The 15987-nt window shown below is 68.3% G+C and carries 12 protein-coding genes and 2 pseudogenes; 7 read left to right on the forward strand and 7 right to left on the reverse strand.

Annotated features, from left to right (window positions below; all coding sequences use genetic code 11):
* Positions 1–18: 18 nt before the first annotated feature.
* Positions 19–903 carry a 3-dehydrocarnitine:acetyl-CoA trimethylamine transferase CdhC gene (locus HMPREF2914_RS18485; RefSeq protein WP_003096716.1) on the reverse strand — a complete coding sequence of 295 codons (885 nt, stop codon included), beginning with the start codon at positions 901–903 and terminating at the stop codon, positions 19–21.
* A gap of 72 nt (positions 904–975) precedes the next feature.
* Positions 976–1914 carry a choline ABC transporter substrate-binding protein gene (locus tag HMPREF2914_RS18490; protein ID WP_003096718.1) on the reverse strand — a complete coding sequence of 313 codons (939 nt, stop codon included), beginning with the start codon at positions 1912–1914 and terminating at the stop codon, positions 976–978.
* Positions 1915–2124: 210 nt separating this feature from the next.
* Here HMPREF2914_RS18490 and cdhR point away from each other — a divergent pair, with 210 nt between their 5' ends.
* The gene (cdhR, locus tag HMPREF2914_RS18495; RefSeq protein ID WP_003096721.1) at positions 2125–3135 is read left to right on the forward strand and encodes an HTH-type transcriptional regulator CdhR; all 1011 of its coding nucleotides are present in this window, start codon (positions 2125–2127) and stop codon (positions 3133–3135) included.
* Here the strand turns inward: cdhR and argE are convergent.
* The 5 genes from argE to cls all read right to left on the reverse strand — a co-directional run bounded on the left by argE (position 3065) and on the right by cls (position 8504).
* Positions 3065–4219, reverse strand: a complete 1155-nt coding sequence (gene argE / locus HMPREF2914_RS18500) for an acetylornithine deacetylase (RefSeq protein ID WP_003121330.1) — start codon at positions 4217–4219, stop codon at positions 3065–3067. The two genes, cdhR and argE, sit on opposite strands and share 71 nt — an antisense overlap.
* Before the next feature lie 56 nt (positions 4220–4275).
* The gene (locus tag HMPREF2914_RS18505; RefSeq protein WP_003096726.1) at positions 4276–4950 is read right to left on the reverse strand and encodes a DUF1028 domain-containing protein; all 675 of its coding nucleotides are present in this window, start codon (positions 4948–4950) and stop codon (positions 4276–4278) included.
* A gap of 13 nt (positions 4951–4963) precedes the next feature.
* Entirely contained in the window at positions 4964–5386 is a 423-nt protein-coding gene (locus tag HMPREF2914_RS18510) for a RidA family protein (protein ID WP_003096732.1), read from the reverse strand.
* Positions 5386–6738, reverse strand: coding sequence for a flavin-containing monooxygenase (locus HMPREF2914_RS18515; RefSeq protein ID WP_003096737.1), 1353 nt, complete (start codon positions 6736–6738; stop codon positions 5386–5388). Before HMPREF2914_RS18515 ends, HMPREF2914_RS18510 begins: the two co-directional genes overlap by 1 nt.
* 293 nt (positions 6739–7031) lie before the next feature.
* Positions 7032–8504: a cardiolipin synthase gene (cls, locus tag HMPREF2914_RS18520; protein WP_004364699.1), complete on the reverse strand. Its 1473-nt coding sequence runs from the start codon at positions 8502–8504 to the stop codon at positions 7032–7034.
* Between the two features lie 153 nt (positions 8505–8657).
* Here cls and HMPREF2914_RS18525 point away from each other — a divergent pair, with 153 nt between their 5' ends.
* The 6 genes and pseudogenes from HMPREF2914_RS18525 to HMPREF2914_RS18550 form a co-directional block, all read left to right on the forward strand.
* Positions 8658–9128 (forward strand): nuclear transport factor 2 family protein, encoded by a 471-nt coding sequence (locus HMPREF2914_RS18525; protein ID WP_003096740.1) that lies wholly within the window; start codon positions 8658–8660, stop codon positions 9126–9128.
* A gap of 221 nt (positions 9129–9349) precedes the next feature.
* Entirely contained in the window at positions 9350–10327 is a 978-nt protein-coding gene (locus tag HMPREF2914_RS18530) for a dipeptidase (protein WP_003106042.1), read from the forward strand.
* 126 nt (positions 10328–10453) lie between these two features.
* Positions 10454–10970, forward strand: a pseudogene (locus HMPREF2914_RS18535) (DUF5943 domain-containing protein).
* Between the two features lie 15 nt (positions 10971–10985).
* On the forward strand, positions 10986–13046 hold the full coding sequence (dgcA, locus tag HMPREF2914_RS18540; protein ID WP_003096745.1) for a dimethylglycine demethylation protein DgcA: 2061 nt from the start codon (positions 10986–10988) through the stop codon (positions 13044–13046).
* 103 nt (positions 13047–13149) lie between these two features.
* Positions 13150–15111, forward strand: coding sequence for a dimethylglycine demethylation protein DgcB (gene dgcB, locus HMPREF2914_RS18545; RefSeq protein ID WP_009316000.1), 1962 nt, complete (start codon positions 13150–13152; stop codon positions 15109–15111).
* 118 nt (positions 15112–15229) lie between these two features.
* A pseudogene (locus HMPREF2914_RS18550) lies at positions 15230–15987 on the forward strand (electron transfer flavoprotein subunit alpha/FixB family protein); the annotation flags it as partial.

Raw genomic sequence — 15987 nt, forward strand, 5'->3', positions numbered from 1 at the left:
GGGGCGGGGAGGAAGAAATCAGCGCGGCTTCAGGTTCATCCTGCGGCGCCCTTCCGCCGGGCTCAGGGCGCGCCCGCCGAGGCGCTCGATGATCTCGATGGCGCGCTCCACCAGGCTGCCGTTGCTCGCCGGCACGCCCTTGTCCAGCCAGATGTTGTCCTCCAGGCCGACCCGCACGTTGCCGCCCAGCAACATGGCCTGGGCGACCATCGGCATCTGCGTGCGGCCGATGCCGAAGCCGGCCCAGGTCGCCCCCGGCGGCAGGTTGTCGGCCATCGCCTTCATGGTCGTGGTATCGGCCGGCGCGCCCCAGGGAATGCCCAGGCAGATCTGGAACAGCGGATCCTCCAGCAGCCCTTCCTTGAGCATCTGCTTGGCGAACCAGAGGTGGCCGGTATCGAAGATTTCCAGCTCGGCCTTGACCCCCAGCTCGGTGATGCGCCGGGCGCCGGCGCGCAGTTGCGCAGGGGTGGAGACGTAGATGTAGTCGCCGTCGCCGAAATTGAGGGTGCCGCAGTCCAGGGTGCAGATTTCCGGCAACAGCTCCTCGACATGCCTGAGCCGCTCCAGCGGGCCGACCAGGTCGGTGCCGGCACCGAACTCCAGGGGCTGCTCGCCCTTGCCGATCTCCAGGTCGCCGCCCATGCCGGCGGTGAGGTTGATGATCACGTCGGTGTCGCTTTCGCGGATGCGCTCGACCACTTCGCGGTACAGCGCCACGTCGCGACTGGGCTTGCCGGTGGCGGGGTCGCGGACGTGGCAGTGGGCGACGGTGGCGCCGGCCCTGGCCGCCTCGATAGCGGCCTCGGCAATCTGTTTCGGAGTGACCGGGATCGCCGGATGCCGGCCGACGGTATCGCCGGCGCCGGTCACCGCGCAGGTGACGATGACTTCATGGTTCACGGTGGTAGCTTCCTGTATTCGGGGTGTACGAAGCCCCGCCCGGCCGCGCCGGGCGGAACGGATAGGTGCGGGTTACTTCAGCGAGGCCTGGAGCGCGGCCAGGCCGTCCTTGCCGTCGAAGGTGCTCACGCCATCCAGCCAGGCCTTCAGCGGCTCGGGGTTGGCCTTCAGCCACTGGCGCGCGGCGTCGAGGGGCTGGGTGCGATCGAGGATCGGCGCCATCACCTGGCTGACCTGGGCGCTGCTGAAGCGCAGGTTGTGCAGCAGCCGGGCGACGTTGCCGCACTGCGCCTGGTAGCCGGCGGCGGTCATGGTGGAGACGGTGGCCGCGCCCTCGTCGGGACCGAACACATCCTCGCTGCCGGTGAGGTAGGTCATGTCGATCTGCAGGTTCATCGGATGCGGCTTCCAGCCGAAGAACACCACCCACTGCTTGCGCTTGATCGCCCGCTTCACCGCCGTGAGCATCCCGGCCTCGCTGGACTCCACCAGCTGGAAGCCCTTCAGGCCGAAACGGTTGTCGTCGATCATCTTCCGGGTGATGCGGTTCGAGCCGCTGCCCGGCTCGATGGCGTAGATGCGGCCGCCAAGCTTGTCCTTGAAGCGGGCGATGTCGGCGAAGGTCTTCAGCCCGCCCTCGGCGACGTAGCTCGGCACCGCATAGGTGGACTGCGCGTCGGCCAGGGTCGGCGGCTCGATCACTTCGATCCGGCCTTTGTCCAGGTAAGGCCTGGCGACCGGCTGCATGGTCGGTTGCCAGTAGCCGAGGAACAGGTCCAGCTGCTTGTCGGCCAGGCCGGCCAAAACGATCTGTTGCGAGGCGCTGGTCTGCTTCACCTGGTAGCCCAGGCCGTCGAGCAAGGCTTCGGCCACGGCGCTGCTGGCGACCACGTCGGTCCAGTTCACCGTGCCCAGGCGCACCGTACGGCACTGCTCGGGTTCTGCGGCCAGGGCGGCGCCACTGGCCAGGATCAGCAGGGCGCAGCCCAGCTGGCGAATCGTCGTCTTCATCGGTCTCCCCTCGTGCGGCTATTGATTGTTTTTCTGCGAGGTGGGCGCCGGCCCCTTGCGAGACCGACCCTGGCGACCAAGGTACGCAGCCGGGACGGCGGCGAAGCGCACTGCGGCGACCAGCTCTTGCACTGCAGCGACCTGGCCATTGCCAAGCGCGGCGGGCCTGCGCTACACACAGGCTGCGCAACCTCAACCCCGGAGCGCCCCATGTCCCAGGACTTCTGGTTTCTCCTGCTGCCCGGCTTCTCGGTAATGGGCTTCGTTTCCGCCGTGGAGCCACTGCGCGTGGCCAACCGCTTCCACGCCGACCTCTACCGCTGGCACGTGCTCAGCGCCGACGGCGGTCCGGTGCTGGCCAGCAATGGCATGTCGGTGAACAGCGACGGCGCGCTGGAGCCGCTGAAGAAAGGCGACCTGCTGTTCGTGGTGGCCGGTTTCGAGCCGCTGCGGGCGGTCACCCCGGCACTGGTGCAGTGGCTGCGCAAGCTCGATCGCAACGGCGTGACCCTCGGTGGCATCGATACCGGCAGCGTGGTGCTGGCCGAGGCCGGTCTGCTCGACGGGCGCCGCGCGACCCTGCACTGGGAAGCCATCGACGCCTTCCAGGAGTCCTACCCGCAACTGAGCGTGACCCAGGAGCTGTTCGAGATCGACGGTCCGCGCATCACCTCGGCCGGCGGCACCGCCTCCATCGACCTGATGCTCGACCTGATCGCCCAGGCCCACGGTCCGCAACTGGCGGTGCAGGTTTCCGAGCAGTTCGTGCTCGGCCGCATCCGCCCGCGCCAGGACCACCAGCGCCTGCAGGTGGCGACCCGCTATGGCGTGAGCAACCGCAAGCTGGTGCAGGTGATCGGCGAGATGGAGCGGCATACCGAGCCGCCACTGACCACCCTGGAGCTGGCCGAGCGCATCCAGGTCACCCGCCGCCAGCTGGAACGGCTGTTCCGCGTGCACCTGGACGACACGCCCTCGAACTTCTACCTCGGCCTGCGCCTGGACAAGGCCCGCCAGTTGCTGCGCCAGACCGACCTCAGCGTGCTACAGGTGAGCCTGGCCTGCGGCTTCGAGTCGCCTTCGTACTTCTCCCGCAGCTACCGCGCGCGCTTCGCCGCCAGTCCCAGCCAGGACCGCGCGGTGCTGCCGCTCAAGGCTCCCGCAGCCACGCCGCCAGGCGCGCCAGCAGGGCGTCGCACGCCTCGAGCTGAGCGAGGCTGACGAACTCGTCCGGCTTGTGGCCCTGGTCCATGCTGCCGGGACCGCAGATCACCGCCGGGATACCGGCCTGGTGGAACAGCCCGCCCTCGGTGCCGAAGGCCACGGTGGAGAAATCCGTCGAACCGCTGAGCAGGCCGATCAGCTCCGCCGCCTGGCTGTCGTCTGCGGTGAGCAGGCCGGGATAGGCCGATAGCGGCGTGAAGCGGATATCGGTACTTCGCTCTACCGCACGCATCCGCGGCAGCAGTTCGCTTTCGGCATAGTCACGGAGTTCCTCGGCGACCTGCCGCGGGTCGTCCGCCGGCAGCGCGCGGACCTCGAAGTCGAAGCGGCACTCGGCGGGCACGATGTTCAGCGCCCGGCCGCCCTGGATCAGTCCGGTCTGCACCGTCGAGTAGGGCGGGTCGAAACGCCGGTCGTGGCGCTCCGGCGCCGCCAGGCGCGCGCCGATCTCGCCGAGGCGGCCGATCAGCCGCGCGGCGTATTCGATGGCATTCACCCCCTGCGGCGCGTAGGCCGAATGGCAGGCCGCGCCGTGCACCTCGCAGCGCATGGCCAGCTTGCCCTTGTGGCCGAGCACCGGCTTCAGCTCGGTGGGCTCGCCGATGATGCACAGCAGCGGCTTGTGCGGACGCCGCTCCAGCGCCGCGAGCAGCGAACGGACGCCCAGGCAGCCGACTTCCTCGTCGTAGGAGAACGCCAGGTGCACCGGCAGGCGCAACGGCGCGGCGAGGAACGCCGGGACGGCCGCCAGCACGCAGGCCAGGTAGCCCTTCATGTCCGCCGTGCCACGCCCGTAGAGGCGACCATCGCGCTCGCTGAGCCGGAACGGCGGCACGCTCCAGGCCTGGCCGTCCGCCGGCACCACGTCGGTATGCCCGGAAAGGCAGACGCCGCCACGGTCGCTGGGGCCGATGGTGGCATAGAGATTGGCCTTGCGGCCGTCGGCGTCGAAGAACAGTTCGCTGTCGACGCCGAAACCCGCCAGGTAGTCGCGGACGTAGTCGATCAGCGCCAGGTTGGACTCGCGGCTGACGGTGTCGAAGGCCACCAGGTCGGCGAGGATGTCGCGGCTGCCGGGCATGTCGGGCTCCAGGGCGCAGGTCTCGCGCTGCGCCGTCGAGGAAGGGAACGACCCGCTCACTCGTCGCCGGGCACGCCGTAGCTCGGCGCACGGGTCGGGTCGAGGGCGCGGGTCACATAGTCCTGCATCTGCGGCTTGTAGGCGAGCCACAGTCGCTCGAGCTGGCCGATGGGGTCGTGCTCGGCCCAGTCGACGCGCAGGTCGACCACCGGCCAGAGCAGGTCGCCGACCACCGACAGCGCCGCCGAATGCACCGGCCCGGCTTCGCCACCAGCGGCCAGCGCAGCACCCATCGCCGCCAGCAGGCGCTCGGCGAGCAGGCCTTCGGCGTTCTCGAAGGCATCCACCATCGCCTCGATCACTTCCGGCGCGGCCAGCAGGTTGCCGGCCGCCACGCATTGTTCGCCGGCCCGCGCATGGTGGACGCCGAGCGCCTCGCGGCCGGTGAACAACGCGGTGCGGCCGTGCTGGTCGATCACCGTGACCTGGCGATACTGGCCATAGCCGTTGCTGCTCAGCGCCTGGTCCAGCGCTTCGCCAGGGGCCAGGCCCTGGTCGAGGCGGTCGAGGATCTGCGGGCCGAGCGCCGGCAGGGTGATGTTCTGCGTAGCCACCGCGCCGGTGCCGGCGCGCAGCCAGGGACAACGGGCGCCGACGGCGATGCTCGACGAGCTGATGGCGATGCCCAACTGGCCGGTTTCGGCGCAGCGGCCGACGATGGAAAAGGTCATGGCGCGCGCCTCCTCATTGCTGCCAGTCGTCGGGAATCACCGCGATCACGTCGATCTCCATCAGCCACTGCGGCTGGCCGAGGGCCGAGACCACCAGTCCGGTGGAGATCGGGAACACCCCTTTGAGCCACTTGCCGACTTCGCGATAGACCGGCTCGCGGTAGCGCGGATCGATCAGGTAGGTGGTGGTCTTGACGATGTGCGAGAGGTCGCTGCCGGCTTCCTCAAGCAGTTGCTTGACGTTCTTCATCGCCTGCTCGGCCTGGGCGCGCGGGTCGCCGAGGCCGACCAGGTTGCCGTCGAAGTCGGTGCCGACCTGGCCGCGCACGTACACCGTGTTGCCGGCGCGCACGGCCTGGCAGAGATCGTTGTCCAGGGACTGGTTGGGGTAGGTGTCCTTGGTGTTGAACATGCGAATGCGGGTATGGGTAGGCATCAGCTGACTTCCTGGAGGCTGGTTTGCGGAGCTTGCGAGGCGCGGTCCTGTTCCTGGCGCTGGGCGGCGTCGCGGTATGCGAGGTACTTGCGCTGGATGGCGATGTGGTCGGCGACATGGCGCGCGTCGTGCCAGACGCCCCAGATGAACGAGGAGCCGCGCCGCGACAGCCAGGGCAGGCCGATGAAATACACGCCGGGTTCGCTGGACACACCACGCTGGTGGCGCGGCTTGCCGTCGCGGTCGAAGGCATCGACCTGCAGCCAGCCGAAGTCGACGGCATAGCCGGTGGCCCAGATGATGCTGCCCACCCCGGCCTCGGCCAGGTCCAGTTCGAGGATCGGATCGGTCACGCACTGCGGGTCCGGCAGCCGGCGGCGCGCCTCGGGCTCTTCCGGCAGGTCAAGGCCGTTGCGGGCGATATAGGCGTCGGCGGCGTCGAGCAACGCCAGGTAGTTCTCGTCGCCGCGCGCCAGGTTCTCCGCCAGGTCCGGCCGGAAGGTCGCGACGCCGTCGACGAAGGATTCGGTCAGTCCGACCAGGGTCACGCCCTGATGCGCCAGGGCGCGGAAGTCCACGGTATGTCCGCCGCGGGCACCGCTCACGGCGATGGTCACATGCTCGCGCCCGGGCTTGGCGACTTCCGCATCCCATTCGCCGAGCACGCCCAGCCACCAGCAGAAGTCGCGGTTGCGGTAGGAACGCGGCGGACGGTCATGAGCGCCCACCGAGAGGTAGACCTGGCGCCCGGCACGTTGCAGCTCGTCGGCGATCTGTACCCCCGACGAACCGGCGCCGACCACCAGTACCGCACCTTCGGGCAGCTGCTGCGGGTTGTAGTAGTGGGCCGAGTGGATCTGCCGGATACGCTCGTCGCGCGGCGCGATCGGCGGGATCACCGGACGCTGGAACGGGCCAGTGGCGGCGACCACGCGGTTGGCCTCGATGGTCCCTGCGGAGGTTTCCACGGTGAAGCCGGGGCGGCCGACATTGCGCACCACCTTTCTCACCTCGACGCCGGTACGGATCGGCGCGTCGAATTTCTTCGCGTAGGCCTCGAAATAGGCCGCCACCTGGTCCTTGCCGGGGAAACCGTCGGGATCGATGTCGAATTCCATTCCTGGGAAGCGGTCGTGCCAGGCCGGGCCGTTGGCCACCAGCGAGTCCCAGCGTCCGCTGCGCCAGGCCTCGGCGATGCGGTTGCGCTCCAGGACCAGGTGCGGCACGCCGAGCCGGCTCAGGTGCTCGCTCATCGCCACGCCGGCCTGGCCGGCGCCGACGACGAGGGTGTCGGTCTTTTCCACGGTCCCGTCCGTGCGCGAGGGCAAGGCGGTGCGATTCAGGTCGGTCATGGCTCGGTTCCTCGGACTCTGGTCGTTCTTGTTCTGCGGTTGCGTGATGGCCGCATTCTGTTCAGAGCCGGGGAATAGCGAAATTATGATTTTTGTAGTCGCTGGCTAGGGAAAAGCTGCACGCCCGCGCGGTCGGCGGGCGGCAGAGGCGTCGTTCAGGACCTGCCGACGATCTGGCGAACTGGAGAAACCGGGCGAAAACGGACGGGGAAGCGGAGTCCCCGAACGGCAACCGAGCTTTCCGAAGCCGTTTCCAACGCGGTTTTGCCGACGTACAGAGTTCGCGAAGGTTTTCAGAGGATCGGCGAGACCAGCCGCGCCACGCGCATCCCCAGTTGCTGCAGGCGGCGCACGCTGCGGCGGTCTTCCGGAGTGAATTCGAGCGACTCGGCGAAGTCCGCCTCGAGCATCGCCTCCACCTCGCCGGCGAAGCCCTCGTCGACGGTCACCACCATCACCTCGAAATTCAGCCGGAACGAACGGTTGTCCAGGTTGGCGCTGCCGACGGCGGCGGTGTCGCGGTCCACCAGCACCACCTTCTGGTGGAGGAAGCCGGGCTGGTAGCGGAACACCTTGACCCCGGCACGGATCGCTTCCAGCGCGTAGAGGCTGGACGCGGCATACACCGTGCGGTGGTCCGGGCGCGAGGGGATCAGCAGGCGCACGTCGACGCCGCGCAGCACCGCCAGGCGCAGGGCGGCCATCACCGCTTCGTCGGGAACGAAATACGGCGAGGTGATCCAGACCCGCTCGTGGGCGGCGTTGATCATCTCGACGAAGAACAGCGAGCAGGTTTCCTGGGCATCCGCCGGGCCGCTGGCGACCACCTGGCAGAGCGCGCCCTCGCTGTCGTACTGCGGCGGCAGGATCAGCGGCGGCAGGCTGTGGGTCGCCCAGTACCAGTCCTCGGCGAAGCTTTCCTGCAGGCACGCCACCGCCGGCCCGCGCAGTTCCATGTGGGTGTCGCGCCAGGGCGCCAGCGGCGGCTTCTCGCCGAGGTACTCGACGCCGACGTTATGCCCGCCGACGAAACCGCACTCGCCATCCACCACCACGACCTTGCGGTGGTTGCGGAAATTCACCTGGAAGCGGTTGAGCATGCCGCTGCCGGTGCTGAAGCCGTGCACCTGCACGCCGCCCTGGCGCAGCCGCTCGACATAGCGGTGCGGCAGCGCGTGGCTGCCGATGGCGTCATAGAGGAAGAACACCTCGACGCCGTTGGCCGCGCGTTCCAGCAGCAGTTGCTGGAGGCGCTGGCCGAGGGCGTCGTCGCGGACGATGAAGAACTGCACCAGGATCACCTGGCGGGCGGCGGAAATCGCCTTGAACATCGCTTCGAAGCTGGCCTCGCCGTTGACCAGCAGGCGCACCCGGTTGTTCGCCAGGGTCGGCGTGCGGGTCATCCGCACCAGCGCCTTGAGCCCCTTGTAGCCGCTGACCTGGCGGGCCGCCAGGGCCTCCTCGACCCAGGGACGCCAGTCCAGCTCGGCGGCCGCCAGGTGCATCTCGCGGTTGGCCTGACGCCGCGCCTCGATGTAGGCGTCGAAACGGCTGCGACCGAACACCAGGTACGGCAGCAGGGTCAGGTACGGCATGAATACCAGCGAGGTGGCCCAGGCGATCGCGCCCTGGGCGGTGCGCACGGTGAGCACGGCATGGATGGCGGCGACGAAGCCGAGTACCTGGATACCGACCAGCAGCAGGCCGAGGTAGGTGGTGGAGGTCATTGCGCGAGGTCGATCCTTGTCCACTCCGGTGGCGGCCATCATAGCCCTCTCCGGGGTAGGTCTGGCCAGCCTGGCAAACAGCCAGGGGGCGAGGCGGGATTGGCAGGATCCGTGGGATCGACGTCATTCGGCCGCGCTCGCCCTGCCCTACGCTGCTCCCATCGAAAACCACCGCAGACCGAGGAGCCCGCCATGAGCGACGTCCGTCCCCCGCTTCCCCCCTTCACCGCCGAAACCGCCGCGCAGAAGGTCCGCGCCGCCGAGGACGGCTGGAACAGCCGCGACCCGCAGCGCGTCTCGCTGGCCTACAGTCCCGACAGCGTCTGGCGCAATCGCTCGACCTTCGTCCGCGGCCGCGAGCGGATCGTCGAATTCCTCAGCGGCAAGTGGCAGCGCGAGCAGGAGTACCGGCTGATCAAGGAACTCTGGGCGTTTACCGGCAACCGCATCGCCGTGCGCTTCGCCTATGAATGGCACGACGACTCGGGCAACTGGTTCCGCTCCTACGGCAACGAGAACTGGGCGTTCGACGAGCAGGGTTTGATGTACGAACGTCACGCCAGCATCAACGACCTGCCGATCCGCGAGGACCAGCGGCTGTTCCGCTGGCCGCTGGGGCGCCGGCCGGACGACCATCCGTCGCTCGGCGAACTCGGCCTCTGAACCCGCGCCGGCAGGAGCGCGCGCACTCCCCGTTGCCGGCCCCGGGCGGTCAGCGCCTGTTCCATCCGCGACATTGCCCTCCGTCGTTGCGGTCGCACGCTTGACGCTTTCGGCACGACCCTGGTCGTTTTCGGGCCGGGTCGCGCCGGGCCCCGACGATATGCTGCCCCCAAAGCGTCGGCACAAGTCCCGGCGCGCCCAGCCTGAAAGGGGTATGCCAGATGAGCCCAGCCGAATTGCACGCCGACAGCATCGTCATCGACGGTCTGATCATCGCCAAGTGGAACCGCGAACTGTTCGAGGACATGCGCAAGGGCGGCCTGACCGCCGCCAATTGCACCGTATCGGTATGGGAAGGCTTCCAGGCGACGGTGAACAATATCGTCGCCAGCAACAAGCTGATCCGCGACAACAGCGACCTAGTGATCCCGGTGCGCAGCACCGCGGACATCCGCAAGGCCAAGGAGCAGGGCAAGACCGGCATCCTCTACGGCTTCCAGAATGCCCACGCATTCGAGGACCAGATCGGCTACGTCGAGGTGTTCAAGCAGCTCGGCGTGGGCATCGTGCAGATGTGCTACAACACCCAGAACCTGGTCGGCACCGGCTGCTACGAGCGTGACGGCGGGCTCTCCGGCTTCGGTCGGGAGATCGTCGCGGAGATGAACCGGGTCGGCATCATGTGCGACCTCTCCCACGTCGGCAGCAAGACTTCCGAAGAAGTCATCCTCGAATCGAAGAAGCCGGTCTGCTACTCCCACTGCCTGCCGTCCGGTCTCAAGGAACACCCGCGCAACAAGTCCGACGAGGAGCTGAAGTTCATCGCCGATCATGGCGGCTTCGTCGGTGTGACCATGTTCGCGCCGTTCCTCAAGAAAGGCATCGACTCGACCATCGACGACTACGCCGAGGCCATCGAGTACGTGATGAACATCGTCGGCGAGGACGCCATCGGCATCGGCACCGATTTCACCCAGGGCCACGGCCACGACTTCTTCGAGTGGCTGACCCACGACAAGGGCTACGCCCGGCGCCTGACCAACTTCGGCAAGATCGTCAACCCGCTGGGCATCCGCACCGTCGGCGAATTCCCCAACCTCACCGAGACCCTGCTCGAGCGCGGCATGCCCGAGCGCGTGGTGCGCAAGGTGATGGGCGAGAACTGGGTAAGGGTCCTGCGCGACGTCTGGGGCGAGTAACTCCCGGCCCATTCCCGACTCGTCGCCTCTCCCTCCAGGGAGGGGCATTGCATCGCACCCATCTTCCCTCTCCCCGCCTCTCTCCCCGAAGGGAGAGAGGGAGTCAAAAGAATCGGAGCTTACACCATGGCCAAACATGCCCCCCAACTGCCCATCGAGGTCGACAGCGAGACCGGCGTCTGGACCACCGACGCCCTGCCGATGCTCTACGTACCGCGACATTTCTTCGTCAACAACCACATGGGCATCGAGGAAGTGCTGGGCGCCGACGCCTACGCCGAGATCCTCTACAAGGCCGGCTACAAGTCCGCCTGGCACTGGTGCGAGAAGGAAGCCGAATGTCACGGCCTGGAGGGCGTGGCGGTGTTCGAGCACTACATGAAGCGCCTGTCCCAGCGCGGCTGGGGCCTGTTCGAGATCGAGCGGATCAACCTCGAGGAAGGCACCGCCGAGGTCCGCCTTCGTCTACGTCTACGGCAAGGTCAATCGCAAGGTCGATTACATGTTCACCGGCTGGTTCGCCGGCGCCATGGACCAGATCCTCGCCGCCCGCGGCAGCAGCCTGCGCACCGTGGCCGAACAGGTCTACAGCGGCGCCGAGGACGGTCACGAAGACGGCCTGTTCGTCGTCAAACCCCTGTAAGCCGAGGAAAGGGTCATGGCCTTCGAAGCAATGTTCCAGCCGATCCAGATCGGCAAGCTGACCATCCGCAACCGCGTGCTCTCCACCGCCCACGCCGAGGTCTACGCCACCGACGGCGGGATGACCACCGAGCGCTACGTGAAGTACTACGAGGAAAAGGCCAAGGGCGGCATCGGCCTGGCCATCTGTGGCGGCTCCTCGGTGGTCGCCATCGACAGCCCGCAGCAGTGGTGGAGTTCGGTGAACCTGTCCACCGACCGGATCATCCCGCACTTCCAGAACCTGGCGGACGCCATGCACAAGCACGGCGCCAAGATCATGATCCAGATTACCCACATGGGGCGCCGTTCGCGCTGGGACGGCTACCACTGGCCGACCCTGATGTCGCCGTCGGGTATCCGCGAGCCGGTGCACCGCGCCACCTGCAAGACCATCGAGGTGGAGGAGATCTGGCGGGTCATCGGCAACTACGCGCAGGCCGCCCGCCGCGCCAAGGAAGGCGGCCTGGACGGTGTCGAGCTGTCCGCCGTGCACCAGCACATGATCGACCAGTTCTGGAGCCCACGGGTCAACAAGCGCACCGACGAGTGGGGTGGCAGCTTCGAGGGGCGCATGAAGTTCGGCCTCGAGGTGCTCAAGGCGGTGCGCGCCGAGGTCGGCGAGGACTTCTGCGTCGGCATGCGCATCTGCGGTGACGAGTTCCACCCGGACGGCCTGTCCCACGAGGACATGAAGCAGATCGCCAAGTACTACAGCGATACCGGCATGCTCGACTTCATCGGCGTGGTCGGCTCCGGCTGCGATACCCACAACACCCTGGCCAACGTCATCCCCAACATGACCTTCCCGCCGGAGCCGTTCCTGCACCTGGCGGCCGGCATCAAGGAAGTGGTCGACGTGCCGGTGCTGCACGCGCAGAACATCAAGGACCCGAACCAGGCCACGCGCATCCTCGAAGGCGGCTACGTGGACATGGTCGGCATGACTCGCGCGCACATCGCCGACCCGCACCTGATCGCCAAGATCAAGATGGGCCAGGTCGACCAGATCAAGCAGTGCGTCGGCGCCAACTACTGCATCGACCGCCAGTACCAGGGCCTGGACGTGCTGTGCATCCAGAACGCCGCGACCTCCCGCGAATACATGGGCGTGCCGCACATCATCGAGAAGTCCGCCGGACCGAAGCGCAAGGTGGTGGTGGTCGGCGGCGGGCCGGCCGGGATGGAAGCGGCCCGCGTGGCGGCCGAGCGCGGCCACGACGTGACCCTGTTCGAGAAGAAGGAGCAGCTCGGCGGCCAGATCACCACCGCCGCCAAGGCGCCGCAACGCGACCAGATCGCCGGCATCACCCGTTGGTACCAACTGGAGCTGGCGCGCCTGGGCATCGACCTGCGCCTGGGCACCGCGGCCGACCCCGAGACCATCCTCGACCTGCGCCCGGACGTGGTGGTGCTGGCCAACGGCGGACATCCGTTCCTCGAGCAGAACGAACACTGGGGCGCCGCCGACGGCCTCGTGGTGAGCAGCTGGGACGTGCTCGACGGCACGGTCGAGCCAGGCAAGAACGTGCTGGTCTACGACACCATCTGCGAGTTCAGCGGCATGTCGGTGGCGGACTTCCTCGCCGACAAGGGCGCCCAGGTGGAGATCGTCACCGACGACATCAAGCCGGGCGTGGCCATCGGCGGCACCACCTTCCCCACCTACTACCGCAGCATGTATCCCAAGGAAGTGATCATGACCGGCGACCTGATGCTGGAGAAGGTCTACCGCGAGGGCGACAAGCTGGTGGCGGTGCTGGAGAACGAATACACCGGCGCGCGGGAAGAGCGGGTGGTCGACCAGGTGGTGGTGGAAAACGGCGTGCGCCCCGACGAGAGCCTCTACTACGCGCTCAAGCAGGGCTCGCGGAACAAGGGCCAGATCGACGTCGAGGCGCTGTTCGCGATCCAGCCGCAGCCCTGCCTCAGCCAGCCCGGAGAAGGCTACCTGCTGTTCCGCATCGGCGACTGCGTGGCCCAGCGCAACACCCATGCGGCGATCTATGACGCGCTGCGCTTGTGCAAGGATTTCTAAGACACGCCTCGTGGCATCCGACCGGCACGGCCGCCCCCCCTCTCCCGCAAGCGGGAGAGGGGGCCGATCCAGCGCCGCCTGACGTCCCGCAGGGAGACCAGAAATGCTCGACACCCTCCTTCCCGTCCTGCTCTTCGCCGCCCTGGCACTTGCCGTGCTCGGCGCCGCGAAGCGCTTCCTCATGTGGCGCCGCGGCCGACCCGCCAAGGTCGACTGGATCGGCGGCCTCTTGCAGATGCCGCGTCGCTACCTGGTGGACCTGCACCATGTGGTAGAGCGCGACAGGTACATGTCCAGGACCCACGTCGCCACCGCCGGCGGCTTCGTCCTGGCGGCGCTGCTGGCGATCCTGGTACACGGTTTCGGGCTGCACGGCCGGATCCTCGGCTTCGCCCTGCTGGCGGCCACGGCGCTGATGTTCGTCGGCGCGCTGTTCGTCGCCCGCCGCCGCCTCGACCCACCGTCGCGGCTGTCGAAGGGCCCCTGGATGCGCCTGCCGAAGAGCCTGCTGGCGTTCGCCGCGAGCTTCTTCCTCGCCACCCTGCCGGTGGCCGGCATCCTGCCGGAAGGCTTCGGCGGCTGGTTCCTCGCCGGCCTCCTCGCCATTGGCGTGGCCTGGGGCGTGTCCGAGCTGTTCCTCGGCATGACCTGGGGCGGGCCGATGAAGCACGCCTTCGCCGGTGCCCTGCACCTGGCCTGGCACCGCCGCGCCGAACGCTTCGGCGGCGGCCGCTCCACCGGCCTCAAGGCGCTCGACCTGGCCGATCCGCACGCGCCGCTGGGCGTGGAAAAGCCCAGTGACTTCACCTGGAACCAGTTGCTCGGGTTCGACGCCTGCGTGCAGTGCGGCAAGTGCGAGGCGATGTGCCCGGCGTTCGCCGCCGGCCAGCCGCTGAACCCGAAGAAGCTGATCCAGGACATGGTCATCGGCCTGGCCGGCGGCAACGACGCGAAGTTCGCCGGCAGCCCCTATCCAGGCAAACCGCTGGGCGAGCACGGCGGCGGCCCGCACCAGCCGATCGTCGCGCTGGATGGCAAGGCCCTGGTCGACGCCGACACCCTGTGGTCCTGCACCACCTGCCGGGCCTGCGTCGAGGAGTGCCCGATGATGATCGAGCACGTCGACGCCATCGTCGACATGCGCCGCCACCTGACCCTGGAGAAAGGCGCCACGCCGAACAAGGGCGCCGAGGTGCTGGACAACCTGATCGCCACCGACAACCCCGGCGGTTTCGCCCCCGGCGGCCGGTTGAACTGGGCGGCCGACCTGAACCTGCCGCTGATGAGCGAGAAGAAGAGCGCCGACGTGCTGTTCTGGGTCGGCGACGGCGCCTTCGACATGCGCAACCAGCGCACCCTGCGCGCCTTCGTGAAGATCCTCAAGGCAGCCGCGGTGGACTTCGCCGTGCTCGGCCTGGAGGAGCGCGACAGCGGCGACGTGGCGCGCCGGCTGGGCGACGAGGCGACCTTCCAGAACCTGGCCAGGCGCAATATCGCGACCCTGGCGAAATACCGCTTCACCCGCATCGTCAGCTGCGACCCGCACAGCTTCCATGTGCTGAAGAACGAATACGGCGCCCTCGGCGGCGACTACCAGGTACTGCACCACAGCACCTTCATCGACGAACTGCTGCGCGCCGGCACGCTGCAACCGGGCCGCAGCAAGGCCGGCAGCGTCACCTACCACGACCCCTGCTACCTGGGCCGCTACAACGGCGAGTACGAGGCGCCGCGCAACGTGCTGCGCGCACTCGGCATCGAGGTCAAGGAAATGCAACGCTCCGGCTTCCGCTCGCGCTGTTGCGGCGGCGGTGGCGGCGCGCCGATCACCGACATCCCCGGCAAGCAACGGATTCCCGACATGCGCATGGCCGACATCCGCGAGACCGGCGCCGAGCTGGTGGCCGTCGGCTGCCCGCAGTGCACCGCGATGCTCGAAGGCGTGGTGGCACCGCGGCCGGAGATCAAGGACATCGCCGAGCTGGTGGCGGAAGCGCTGATAGAGCAGGCGGAAGCGCCGGCAAAAAAGCCGGTGCGGCGTGAAGCCGTGGCGGAGGTGCATTGATGAGAGTGTCGAGCTTCACATCGAATCCGCTGCTGACCGGGGCAGCACGGATAGCGGCCTCTCCCTCCAGGGAGGGGGCCGCGGGACCGGGTAGCCGCAGCCACAGGAAGCATTCCGCATGAACGACATCGTCCGTCGCGATCCACGCGCCGAATGGATCGCCCGCAACCGCCTGCATCCGCTGCATGCGGCCATGCACTCCGCCCAAGGCGGCGAGGTGCGCTGGATGGGCCCCCACGGCGTGGTCCGCAAGAACCCGCACGCCGTCGGCTTCGTCGGCCCCAACGGCATCCGCCGCATCGATCGCTCCGGCGGCCAGCAGGGCAGCGGCGCGCGCCGCGCCAGCGCAGTGCAGGAAGCGCAGTTGCCGCTGCATGTGGTCGAGCAACCGGCATTCCTCGTCGCGGTGGTCCCGGACATGGTCGGCGGCCGTCTCTCCAGCCACGACAAGGACCTCCTCGGACTGGCCCGCAAGCTCGCCGGCAACGACGGCGCGGTGCTCGCCGTGGTGTTCGGCGAACACAAGGAAAGCGCCTTCGACAGCGCCGGCGTCGACCGCCTGCTGCACCTCGCCGGCGGCGAGTACGACGGCTACGCGCCCGAGCAGCGAATACTCGCCCTGCGCAACCTGGAGAACCAGCTCGCCCCGCGCCACTGGCTGTTCCCGGACAGTCGCAACGGCGGTGGCGAACTGGGCCGGCGCCTGGCCGCCGCACTCGGCGAACGGCCGGCCGGACGCGTCTGGCAGGTCGAGGACGGCCGCTGCATCGGCCGCGCCGGCGCCGGCCGCGAGGACATCCAGCGCGCCCTGCCGCGCCTGCTGCTGGCCGCGGCGGAATGCGCCGAGCCGGTCAGCGAAACCCGCCATGAGGCTCG

Source organism: Pseudomonas sp. HMSC067G02, assembly GCF_001813485.1.
In the GTDB taxonomy this organism is placed as follows: domain Bacteria; phylum Pseudomonadota; class Gammaproteobacteria; order Pseudomonadales; family Pseudomonadaceae; genus Pseudomonas; species Pseudomonas aeruginosa.